Annotated in this window: 6 protein-coding genes; 2 read left to right on the top strand and 4 right to left on the bottom strand. The window is 69.0% G+C overall.

Annotation, left to right across the window (positions count from 1 at the left end):
* The first annotated feature begins 1 nt into the window (after position 1).
* The gene (locus Pla123a_RS09510) at positions 2-1,156 is read left to right on the top strand and encodes an AraC family transcriptional regulator (protein WP_146586266.1); all 1,155 of its coding nucleotides are present in this window, start codon (positions 2-4) and stop codon (positions 1,154-1,156) included.
* Positions 1,157-1,696: 540 nt separating this feature from the next.
* Positions 1,697-2,854 (top strand): hypothetical protein, encoded by a 1,158-nt coding sequence (locus Pla123a_RS09505; protein ID WP_146586263.1) that lies wholly within the window; start codon positions 1,697-1,699, stop codon positions 2,852-2,854.
* Between the two features lie 435 nt (positions 2,855-3,289).
* Here Pla123a_RS09505 and Pla123a_RS09500 read toward each other — a convergent pair whose 3' ends face one another.
* The 4 genes from Pla123a_RS09500 to Pla123a_RS09485 form a co-directional block, all read right to left on the bottom strand.
* Entirely contained in the window at positions 3,290-4,093 is an 804-nt protein-coding gene (locus tag Pla123a_RS09500; RefSeq protein WP_146586262.1) for an Fpg/Nei family DNA glycosylase, read from the bottom strand.
* Between the two features lie 13 nt (positions 4,094-4,106).
* A complete protein-coding gene (locus Pla123a_RS09495; RefSeq protein ID WP_146586260.1) occupies positions 4,107-8,903 on the bottom strand; it encodes an Lhr family helicase in 4,797 nt (1,598 codons plus the stop codon).
* Between the two features lie 178 nt (positions 8,904-9,081).
* Positions 9,082-10,161: a DUF1559 family PulG-like putative transporter gene (locus Pla123a_RS09490; RefSeq protein ID WP_146586832.1), complete on the bottom strand. Its 1,080-nt coding sequence runs from the start codon at positions 10,159-10,161 to the stop codon at positions 9,082-9,084.
* Between the two features lie 147 nt (positions 10,162-10,308).
* Entirely contained in the window at positions 10,309-11,664 is a 1,356-nt protein-coding gene (locus tag Pla123a_RS09485; RefSeq protein ID WP_146586258.1) for a LamG domain-containing protein, read from the bottom strand.

The following is an 11,664-nucleotide window of genomic DNA, read 5'->3' as shown; positions in this document are numbered from 1 at the left end:
CGTGCCTAAACGACAGCAGATTGCATTGGCGTTCCCGCGCGGGGCCCACCAGGAAGCGTTCATCCACGGGGTGTTCCAGTACTCGTCCGACAAGGGGCTCGACTGGACCTACACGATTGCGCCGGAGTCGCTGGCGTTGTCGGTGCTCGACCTGGTCGACTGGCCGGGCGACGGCGTGCTGGCCGCGCTCAACACGGCCGAGGAGGCCGAGTACGCCAAGGCGATGCGGCAGCCGGTGATCAATATCTCCAGCGCGCTGCCCGAGTCGCCCGTGCCGCGGGTGATGGTCGACAACATCGCGGTCGGGCGGGTCGCGGCCGACCACCTGATCACGCGGGGCCTGCGGAGTTTCGCGTTCTACGGCCTGGCGGACGTCGAGTACTCCAAGCGTCGGTGGATGGGTTTCGTCGAGCGGCTCGCCGAGTCCGACTTCACCGCCACCCAGCACCTGGCGACCCCCACGTTCGGGTTCCGCGGCTCGGTCTGGATGCGGCAGCACAAGGAGCTGGCCGCTTGGCTCAAGTCGCTGCCGACGCCGTGCGGCGTGTTTTCGGTCTCCGACTACCGGGCCCGCCACGTGCTGGACGCCTGCCAGCAGGTCGGCCGCAAGTCGCCCGAGCAGATCGCCGTGCTGGGCGTCGACAACGAGCACGTGATCTGCGAGCACATCTCGCCGACCCTCAGCAGCGTCGCGCGTAACGACGCCCTGGAGGGCTACCGCGCTGCCGAGCTCTTGCACCAGCGGCTCAACGGCGAGTCGTCCGACGACGCCGAGGCGCCGGTTCCCCCGCTGGAGGTGGTCTCCCGCGAGTCGACCTCGGCGTTCGCGGTGTCCGACCCGCGGATGAAGACCGTGCTCGAGTACCTGCTGTCGAACGTGGCGGAGCCGATCACGATCGACGAGCTGGCCGAGCACGCCGACGTCTCACGGCGGTGGCTCGAGTACGCCTTCCGCGACGCCCTCGGCGAGACCCCCTACCACTACCTGCAGCGTCAGCGGCTCCTGCTGGCCAAACGCCTGCTGCGCGACGACCCGACCTCGCCCATCTACCGCATCGCCCAACGCACCGGCTTCTCGTCGGTCAAGCAGCTCAACAAGGCGTTCCAGAAAGAGTACGGCGCGACCCCGGGCGAGTACCGGAAGCTGTCGCAGTAGGGTGAGCACGCGTGGCAACGCCTATCGGCGTCACTGTCTTGCTTGCTGGCAGTGCGACGCGTGCGCCGGATTCGCACTGCCAGACGAGCTGGCAGTGGGACCCGGCGCCGCGGTCGTGCACGCGACCTCCAACGGGCTTGCCGACGCCTTGCTCGAGATCGAGGTGCGCTAGCACCGACGGCCTCATCCGGCGGCCGGGCGTTCGCCCTGCGAGTCAGGGCTCGGAAGATGGAACCGCCAAGTCGCCAAGACGCCAAGTACGGGTGTCGCGCCCTGTCAGGGCGTGGTGAGTCACTAGTTGGGTCTCGCATCGACTAGCGAGGCGCCAGAAGCGGTGCGTAGTTCCCGTCGGCGGATCGAGCGCAGATCCGGCTGGGGAAAGCTGTTACGGGGGGAGCGGGCCTGGTCGCGGTTGGGGTGGGCGCGGTTGTGCCGATCGTTGGGCGGCCGTCATTTCTGGCAACGCCGGCACAAACGCGCAGGCGATACACGAAGCAAAGCGGGGTCTCCCGAGGTAACCGATCGAGAGAGGTTCGTGCAATGAAGGCAGGGAAGCTGGCTGGTCGTCTCGTTGCCGCGGGAATCGTCGCGTTCACTCTCGGCCGGACGGTCAGCGCGAACGGCGATCTCGGCGGTTGCGGCAGCGACCGTTGGGAGGTCGCCTGTGGCGACTCGGTAGAATCGAGCCGGGTGCGTCACGATCCCGTAGTGGGGATGTTTGGCGACGGCGGTCTCGTCAATCCTCGGGCCAATCCGCTGAACGGCGGCCTGCAGGTCTTCTTCCAGAACCACGCCTACAAGGCCGCGGAGAACAACACGGCGCTCCCCCAGGACCGCGTCGGATTCAACTTCAACGCGATGCAGGATGTCTACAGCGGTCAGTCGGGCGGCCCGGTTGAAAACGACATCTACGAGTACCGACTGTTCGGAGAGAAGACGCTTGCTGACGGTCGACTCTCGGTCGACCTGATGGTCCCGTTCTACACGACGTCCGTGTACGACTACGACCCGCTTGACCTGGCGCTCAACGGGCCGAGCACCGACGGCTCGTTCGGTGACCTGGCTTTTGGCTTCAAGTGGCTGGTGCACGAATCGTGTGCATCGGCCTGCTCGCTCGGGTTGCGAATCGAGGCCCCGACCGGCGAGGAGATGGTCGCACGAGGCGCCCTGAGCAGCTTCTACACGTCTTTGGACGACGACGTCTGGCACTTTACGCCGTACGTCGCCAACCTGTGGACGCCCTCGGACAGGACGTTCATCCAGTCGTTCCTGTCCTACCGCCTGACTTCTTCGAGTCTCCAGAGCTCCTCGGGCGCCTCGTCGATCCGGGAGCAGAGCTACTTTATGGGCGACATATCGGCGGGATACTGGCTCTTCCGAAACCGATGCGGGAGGCGGCTGACGGGGCTAGCCACGGTCCTGGAGCTGCACTACACGGGGGCGTGGGACAGGGAGACCGCGCTCAACAGCGGCATCGCGGTCGACACCAGCACCAATTCGATCTACGGAAGAACCGACCGGCTCAGCCTGACCGCGGGCCTCTCGGCGTTCTTTGGTCCGCGTTGCTCGGCCGGCGTTGCGGTGGCGGTGCCGCTCCGCAGCAAGGAGGTAGGCATCGCTGGCCCCGCGGTCGTCGCCACCGACCGGGCGTACGACTGGGCGGTCCTTACGCAACTGACGTACTACTACGGGCGCTAGTTAGGCCGATTCGAGCGTCGGCCGCCCGTGGCGGGCGGCTGAGTAATCGAGGACCGCTACGAAGCACGCCGGCAGGTGGCGCCAAAGAGCCTGCTTTGCCGCTGCTGTGAGAATCCTTCTTCCTCGAACATTTTCTTGTGGCAGGTCACCACTCCGCGCGGTCCAATGGTGGTAGTCACACGCTCTGTCGCCTGAGGTCGCTGCTCGGTATCCACCGTGCGCTCGGTTCGTGCTGCGCGGTTGGGAAGGTTGGCTGTTCCGTTGGGTGATTGCGGCGTGGTTTTGTCCCCTAGGGCAGGCGGACAAAACTGGCGGACAAAACCCTCGGCCCCGGCGGAACCGCTCGAGCCATTCATACTGGTATAGAAGCGTGAAACAAGAACGAGGGGGAAATCGGCTCGGGGGTTTTGTCCCCTCCACTCGATATTCCGGACTTTACCGTGCAGGCGGCTGGCAGCGGGGGCACCAGTAGGTGGTGCGGCCGGCGTCGCCCTGGCGGCGGAGGCGGATCGGGGTCTCGCACTTGAAGCACGGCTCGCCCCGGCGGCCGTAGACCCAGAACCGCTGGCCGTCGCCGGCGAAGCGGGTGGTCCGCTTGCCCGACTTGCGGTTGATGCGCATCAGCCGGTGGGTCTCGGCCAGGTAGTCGGTGAGGCGGAGGTCGCTCAGCTCGCCGACTAGCGTCCACGGGTTGATCCGGCAGATAAATAGGGTCTCGGACTTGTAGACGTTGCCGATGCCGGCGGCGATGGTCTGGTTCATCACGGCCTCGCCCATGGGGGCCGCGTTGTGCACCCGCAGCCGCGGCAGCACGGCGGCGAGCTCGACGCCCGGCAGCATCAGGTCGGGGCCGAGCCGCTGCAGGTAGTCGTTGCGGCGGAGCGTGGTGGCGGTGACCAGCTTGAGCAGCTTGGGGTTGAAGTTCACGACCTCGTGCGTGGCGGTGCGGAGGGCCAGGCCGGCCTGGCGCGGCGGCTTGCGCCACGGGTCGCCGATGCGGTAGGCGTGCCAGGAGCCGGTCATGCCGAGGTGCGAGTGCACCACGCGGTGGTCGTCGAGCGTGATCAGCAGGTGCTTGCCGCGGGCCTCAACCGTGGTGACCACCCGCCCGACCAGCGACTGGGCGTCGATCGCGGGGACCTGCGGCGAGGCGTTGCTCAGCGCGGCGGCGATCGTCTGGCCCGCCAGCACGGGCCTGACGTTCTCGGCGATGCGGTAGAGGGTGTCGCCTTCGGGCATGGTGGTAGGTCGGCTACCGCGGGTTGGCGGGGAGTTCGGACGCGTCGTCGAGGCTGCGGGTCCAGCGGTCGCGTTTGCCGCCGGCCATGAAGTCGCTGCGGCACAGCAGCCCGCGGGTGGTCGGCGAGAACCCGGCCGCGACAAACGCCTGGGAAAGGGGTGAGGTGATCGCCGGTCGTTTGTCGATCTCCTCGATCAGCAGCGACCGCCGCCGGTGCGATTCTTCGGCGAGACACTCGGCGAGCCGCTTCGCCTGCGTGGCGCGGCGGGCCTCGTCGGCGGACAGGAAGGTGGTGAGCGCGCGGTCGCCGCGGCTGAGGTAGCCGAGCAGGTCGCCGCCAAGCAGCACGACGCGGGCCCCGGCAGTGCGCTGCGGCCGGGCCGACTCGTCCTCAGCGGCGGGCCAGGGGAGGGCGGCGCCGTAGGCGTTGGCCGGGTCGGTGGCGGCGAGCAAGAGCGTCGGCTCGTCGTCCTTGGGGGCGGAGCGGAGCAGGTCGTCGGCGCCGGAAGCAGCGAACTGGGCGCCCCCTTGGCCCTCGACAAAGTAACCGCGGCGGATCTTGCCGGCCTCCTCCATCGCTTTGAGCACGGGGTAGACCGCGGAGAAGCCGCCCTCGATCTGTTCGCGGCTGATCTGCTCGCGGGTCAACACGCCGTGCCGCTCAATGAGCTGCGCGGCGAGGGCGGCGGCCCGTTGGGTAGGGGTTGCCGGCTCGGCGTCGGCCAGCGGGAGCAGCGACCAGCGGCCTTCGGAGCCCGGCAGCCGCTGGCGGCGGCGGGAGCGGTACGCGCGGCGGCCCCGTCGGGTGGCGGCGCCGACCGCCTCGCGAGAGCCGCTCCCGCCGGAGCCGATCAGCGAGCGGAGCGGCGCGAGCGTGTCGTTGGTGACTTGGCCCCGCCACACCAGCCGCCAGAGCGCAGCGAGCAGGTCATTGGGGAACGAGCCGGTCGCGCGGCACAGCTCGTCGAAGAACAAGGCGCCGCGTTCGGTGAACAACTCGAGCAGCCGCGCGGCCAGCGGGTCTTCCTGCGGGTCATCGGCCACAGGGAGGCGGCCGAGCAGCGGCAGCTGATCAGGCAAGTACAGGGAGACCCGACCATCCGAAACGCCGACACTCTCCAGACCCTGCCACGCCACCTCGCCGGCAACGAACAACTCGTCGAGCAGGCCGGGCTGGTAGTCCTTGACCCGGGCGGGGAGGATCTGGGTCTCGAGCACGCTGGCGGCGAGCGGGGCGCCCTGCAGCTGCTCGACCGCGTCGAGCACGCCGTCCGGCCCCGCGCGGCGGTTGGTCACCCCCTGCCACACCGGCAGGAAGCGGGCGTAGGCCTCGGTGGGGACGGCCTCGACCTGCTGGCGGAGGGCGGCGAGTGATCGGCGTTTGATGATCCGCAGCACGCCGGCGTCGCACCACTCGCGGCCGCGGCGGCCGGGGAGGAACTCCCCCTCGACCACGCGGCCGGCCTCGCGGAGCTGCTCGAGGGCGGTGCGGACCGGCGCCTCGCCGAGGGCGAACCGCGCGGCGGCCTCGGCGGCGGTGAACGGAGCGTGCGTGCGGGCGTAGCGGGAGAGCAGGTCGCCGAGCGGCGCGGCGACGCTCTCCAGGAACGCGCCGGGCAGCCCGGCCGGCGGCGCGACGCCGAGCGCGTCACGCAGCCGCGCGGCGTCTTCGGCCGCGGCGTAGCGTTGCTCGCCGGCGATGCGGACAAGGATGATCCGCCGGGCGGCCTGCAGCTCGGCGAGCCAGGCGTCGAGCGCCGACCGGTCGGCCGCTTGATGGTCGCAGCGGGCCCACAGCTCGTCGGCGGTCTGGTCGCCAAGCGAAAGGAGCAAGTCATGCACGGCGTCGGCGCTGCGGCAGGTCGGTTCGACGAGCCGCTGCAGCTCGAGGGCGACCTGGTCGATCACCTCGCCGCTCAGCAGGTCCCGCATCTCGTCGCCGCCCAGGAGCTCGCGGAGCTGGCTGTGGTCGAGCGCGAGGGCCTGGGCGCGGCGTTCGGCGAGCGGCGCGTCGCCCTCGTAGACAAAGTTGCCGACGTAGTTGAACAGCAGCGAAGCCGCGAACGGGGAAGGCTGCTGCGAGCGGACCTCCTCGACGCGGACCGCGCGGCGTTCGATGTCGCGGAGCACGCCGATCAGCCCCGGCAGGTCGAACACGTCGCGGAGGCACTCGCGGTAGGTCTCCAGCAGGATCGGGAAGCTCGGGTAGCGGGCGGCGACCGCCAGCAGGTCGGCCGCGCGGCGGCGCTGCATCCACAGCGGCGAGCGGCGGCCCGGCTGCCGCTTCGGCAGCAGCAACGCCCGGGCGGCGTTCTCGCGGAAGCGGGCGGCGAACATCGCGGTCGAGCCAACCTGCGAGGTCACCATGTCCTCGACCTCGCTGGAGCTCGGCACGAAGAACTCGACCGGCGGCGGCTCGGGCGACTCCGGCAGGCGGAAGATCATGCCGTCGTCGGACCAGCTGTAGTCGACCTCGCCGAGGTCTTCCTGCCGCAGCCGGGCCGCGATCGCCATCGCCCACGGCGCGTGCACCCGCGAGCCGAGCGGCGAGAGCACGCAGACCCGCCAGTCGCCGATCTCGTCGAGGAACGACTCGATGATCACGGCCTTGTCGCTGGGGGGCTCGCCGGTCGCCTCGGCCTGGTCACGGATGTACTCGATCAGGTTGCGCGCGGCCTTCTCGCCGAGCGCGTGGCGGGTGGTGAGCTGGTCGTGCATGGCGTCGGCGTCGCCGTGGGCCAGCTCGCCTGCGAGGCGGCCGATCGCGCGGCCGAACTCCAGCGGCCGCCCGGGGCCGTCGCCCCGCCAGAACGGCATCTTGCCCGGCTCGCCGGGGGCGGGCGCCACGAGCACGCGGTCCTTGTCGATCTCGAGCACACGCCAGCTGCTGGCGCCGAGCAGGAAGACGTCGCCGGCGTGGGTCTCGAAGACCATCTCCTCGTCGAGCTCGCCGACGCGGCTCCCGCCCGTCCCGCCCGGGCCGTCGCCGACCAGGAAGACGCCGTACAGCCCGCGGTCGGGGATGGTGCCGCCGTTGAGGACCGCGATCCGCCGCGACGTATTACGAGGCGACACGACGCCCTGCACGCGGTCCCAGGTCACGCGGGGGCGCAGCTCGGCGAACTCGTCCGACGGGTAGCGGCCCGACAGCAGGTCGAGCACGCTATCGAACGAAGTGCGTGGCAGCTCGGCGAACGACGCCGCCCCGCGGACGGTCGCGTACAGCTCGTCGACCTCGATCGGACCGTCGGAGATCAAGGCGACCATCTGCTGGGCGAGCACGTCGAGCGGGTTGCGCGGGTAGTAGGTCTCTTCGACGTGGCCGGCCAGCATCCGCCCAGTCGCGCCGGCGCAGGCCAGCAGGTCGCCGCGGTACTTGGGGAAGATAATGCCGTTGGACAGCAGGTCGACGCCGCGGCCGCTGCGGCCGATCCGCTGCACGCCCGACGCGATGGTGGGGGGCGCCTCGATCTGAATGACCAGGTCGACCGCGCCCATGTCGATGCCAAGCTCGAGCGAGCTGGTGGCGATGATCGCCGGCAGCTGACCCCGTTTGAGCCGGTCCTCGATCTCGGCCCGCTTGTCCTTGGCCACGCTGCCGTGGTGGGCCAGGCAGATCTCGACCGGCGCCGTGGGCGGGGCGTCGTCGGGCTGGTTTTTGTTCAGCTCCTCGTTGGCCAGCTCGTTGATGGCCGCCGCGAGCCGCTCGGCCAGGCGGCGGCTGTTGACGAAGATCATCGTCGAGCGGTGCTGCTGGATCAGCTCCAACAGCCGCGGGTGCAGCGCCGGCCAGATGCTTGGCGTCGACGGTCCCATTGCGGTGTTGGCGTTCTCTGCCGGGGCCGCCGGCGCCGGTTCCGCGGGCTTGCCGTCGGCCGCTTCGTCGAACCCACTGGCGTACTTGGCCTGGCGGGTCTCGTCGACTTCGTCGTCGCCCAGGAAGGTGTGCATCGGCTGGGCGAGCCGGGCCATGTCCTCGACCGGGACCTCGACGCGGATCTCCAGCCGCTTGGGCTCGCTGGCGTCGACGACACGCACCGGCCGGGGGCGGGCGGGCTCTTCCGGGTCGGCGGTTGTCTCGGCGCCGCCGAGCAGCCGGGCAACCTCGTCGAGTGGGCGTTGGGTGGCGGAAAGGCCGACCCGCTGCAGCGGCTGGTAGCTGCGTTGGTCATTGTCCGCGGCGAGCCGTCGAAGCCGCTCCAGGCGTTCGAGCGTGAGGAACAGGTGCGCGCCCCGCTTGGACGGGACCATCACGTGGATCTCGTCGATGATCACGGTCTCGACGCGCGACAGGATGCCGCTCGCCTTGCTGGTGAGCATCAAGTAGAGCGACTCGGGCGTGGTGATCAGGATGTCGGGCGGGTTGCGGGCGATCCGCTGCCGCTCGCGCTGGTCGGTATCGCCGGTGCGGATGGCGATCTCCGGCACGCGGAAGTTGCGGCCGGACCGTTCCGCAGCGGCCCGCAGGCCGGCGATCGGCGCCCGCAGGTTGCGGTCGATGTCGACGCCCAGCGCTTTGAGCGGTGAGAGGTACAGCACCCGCACATGCCGGTCCGCCTTGCGGCTGCCCTTTGTGGGTGACGGCGCCGACGGATCGAACATCAGTCGGTCGAGCAGCGAAAGGAACGCGGCCAGCGTCTTGCCCGAGCCGGTCGGCGCCAGCAGCAGCGTGCTCTCGCCCGATCCGATCGCAGGCCAGGCGAGCTGCTGGGCCTTGGTCGGACCGGCGAATGACTCCCGGAACCAAGTGCGTGTCGGCTCGTAGAACGAGTCGAGTGGGTCGGCGTCGATCGGTGTCGGTTTGCTCACCCCACTAGTGTAGAAAGATACAGCGGGGTGACCATGCCGTGGCCGACTAAACCCTGCGCCGAGCTGGAGTTAGCACGCGAATAGACACGCCCCGGACGGGAAGCCCGACCGGGGCGTGCTGGGCAACTCAGGGTCCTGGCATCCCGAGTTGCTGACTGGTCTCGATTTCGGAGAGACGCTAGCTTCCGAACGGCCCGCCGCCGCCGGAGCCGACCGCCTGGGCCGCGTCGACCTCGCCGCCGGAGATGGTCGCCTTGGCCTCGAGGACGTAGATGTCGGTGTCGGGCGTCAGCGAATCGACGTGCCCGTCGAGGTAGGCAAACTGCATCACGCCGGCCGAGTGCTTGGACGCATAGGCAAAGCGGCACGGCTGGTCGACTAGGCCGAGCTCCGACTTGCACTTGGCGAAGTCCGGCGTGCCGATGGCGCCGAGCATGTTGCTGCTCGAGTAGTTGGGGCTGTAGACCGCGCCCATTGACATGTACGCCCGCCAGCTCGACCACGACGCGTAGTTCCAGTTCGATTGGTTGGCAGGGTCGAAGATCTCTTCGGTGTGGTACTCGCCGATGGCGAGGGTGTCGCTCGTGCCGTCGGAAACCATCCGCAGCTTAATCCGCTTGATGCCAGTCGGCTCGAAGACGGTGGTGAACGCGCCACGGAGCCGCTTGCCCGCGGGGTTGGTCGCGAAGCCCTGCGGCTTGCCGGTAGTGGTGTTCATGACGCTCTTCACGCGTCCCCACGGCCACTGCCCGCTCGCGACGCCCGAACTGCCGACATACGACGAGCGGCCGAAGTCGTACGGCTGCTGCCCGTAACCGCCCGGCAGGCCGTCGGAGGGGCAGAGGAACTCGGGCAGCTCCTTGTTGAGCAGCGAGCGATTGGGCTGCTGGTCGAGCCGCAGTCCGTCCTGGAACGCGTCGCTGAGCGCCTGGTTCTCCATGTACGGCAGGGCTTCGACGCACCAGGTCGCCCAGACCGCCTTGAAGGTGTTGTCCTCGGGGACATCCGCCGGCTGGCCGTTGGCGTTCTCGAACACGTTGATGCCGGCGGGCAGCTCGCCGTGGGACGACTCGAAGTTCAGGATCGCAAGTGCCTGCTGCTTAAGCTTATTGGTGCACGAGCTACGCCGGGCCGCCTCGCGGGCTGCCTGCACGGCGGGCAGCAAGAGGGCGATAAGCACGCCGATGATCGCAATGACAACGAGCAACTCCACAAGCGTGAACGCCCGGTTGCGGCTAGGTGAGGTGGTCCGTTTCATTGCGAAAATCCTTTAGGGCTGGTTGGGCGGTAAGGGACGGGACGCTGCCCCGCGTCCCGTCCTGGGTGGCGTGCGATCGCCTGTCGTGATTCCTTCGGGTCGATCGGTGTGGCTTACGGGTTTGCTCCGGGACTCCCCGGTTGATGGTTAATGATTGCGCCGACGCGGGCCGCAGCAGGCGAGAGCACCCGCTGCGAGCAGCACGCAGGCGGTCGGTTCCGGTGCGGCGTTCAGCTGCGCTAGCGACGGCAGCGATCCGAGCGGCGGGTTCAGCAGCCGCAGCACGACCCAGTCGTCGACGTCGGTGTCGCCGTCGAGGTCGAGGTCGCCCAGGGCCAGCGTCTGGTAGTCGCCGACCTGCAGGCCGGCGCCCGGCAGGTCGGGCCGTCGGGAGAGCCAGCCATCGATGAAGACCTGCACGTCGTCGGCGTCGAAGTCGCCGTCGAAGTCGATGTCGCCGTCGATCCACTGCTGGCTGTTGTGCCCCGTGGATGCATTCAGGGTGAAGCCGTAGCCCGACTGCGACGGAAGGAAGACGTCCGTGAAGTAGCCGTTGTCGGTCAGGTAGTCGAACTGGCCGTAGGCGGAACCGTCGTCGATGACGAACATCTCGATCTCGTCGATGATGCCGGCGTAGAAGCCGGGGTTGGTCAGGTCCGCGGGGGGAATCTGCAGGTCCGCGTCATCAGTCTCGGAGTTGGCGCCGACTAGCAGCTTGGCGACCGAGCCGGAGTCGTAGCCGAGCCCCTGCGTCGAGGTAGCGATGCCGTTCACGTAGGCGGCGCCCGTGCCAAGGCCGGCCTCGTCGTGGACTACCATTAAGTGGTCCCACCCGTTAGTCGTGGCCATGACGCCGGAGTCGACGTTGTCGTCACGGAGCTTGGCCGACCAAGCGCCGCCGGTGGCGAGCGACACGCCGTGCTCGTCGCCGTCGTCGACGAGCCACTGGGGGATCTCCCCGGGGCTGAACGGGTAAGCCCACAGCTGGAAGCCGCGGTCCTGGGTGCTGTAGCTGACGTTCGAACCGGGGGCCGTGACCGACGGGTCGTTGAGGGCGACGCCCTCGAGATAGTCGTCGACACCGTCCAGGCGGATGCCGAAGCTGTTCATCGAGCTGGCTCCGGCGACCGGGGCGGCCGGGTTGCCGCCGACGCCGTACTGGACGTAGGTCGGCGCGCCGTCGGCTCCGATGGCCGTCAGAGCTTGGAAGCTATCGTTGTCAGTTGCGGCGCTGTCGTAGGTCACGCCCGCTATCGAGGCGTTCGATCCGACCTCGGCGCCGTTTGAGGCCGACTCGGCGCTGCCGGTGCCGGCGAACAGCATGTCGTCGCCCATCTGGTACCAACGGTCGAGCGTGTAGGCGGCTCCGGCCCGCTCTGCCGACAGCCCGATCGCCATGCAGGCGAGGGCGCCGAACGCGGCAAGCTTGACGAGGCTCATCGAGCGAGGGTCCTGATTCATGGCTTCCAACTCCATCGTGTTGGGCTTGGTGAGAAGATTCAT

This window comes from Posidoniimonas polymericola (genome assembly GCF_007859935.1).
GTDB lineage: Bacteria > Planctomycetota > Planctomycetia > Pirellulales > Lacipirellulaceae > Posidoniimonas > Posidoniimonas polymericola.
This window is presented reverse-complemented; position numbering and strand designations above follow the sequence as displayed.

What these genes read in the sequence shown, in the direction of transcription:
- Pla123a_RS09500 (WP_146586262.1), bottom strand. Translation starts at nt 4,093, where the DNA reads ATGCCCGAAGGCGACACCCTCTACCGCATCGCCGAGAACGTCAGGCCC.
- Pla123a_RS09505 (WP_146586263.1), top strand. Translation starts at nt 1,697, where the DNA reads ATGAAGGCAGGGAAGCTGGCTGGTCGTCTCGTTGCCGCGGGAATCGTC.
- Pla123a_RS09490 (WP_146586832.1), bottom strand. Translation starts at nt 10,161, where the DNA reads ATGAAACGGACCACCTCACCTAGCCGCAACCGGGCGTTCACGCTTGTG.
- Pla123a_RS09485 (WP_146586258.1), bottom strand. Translation starts at nt 11,664, where the DNA reads ATGAATCTTCTCACCAAGCCCAACACGATGGAGTTGGAAGCCATGAAT.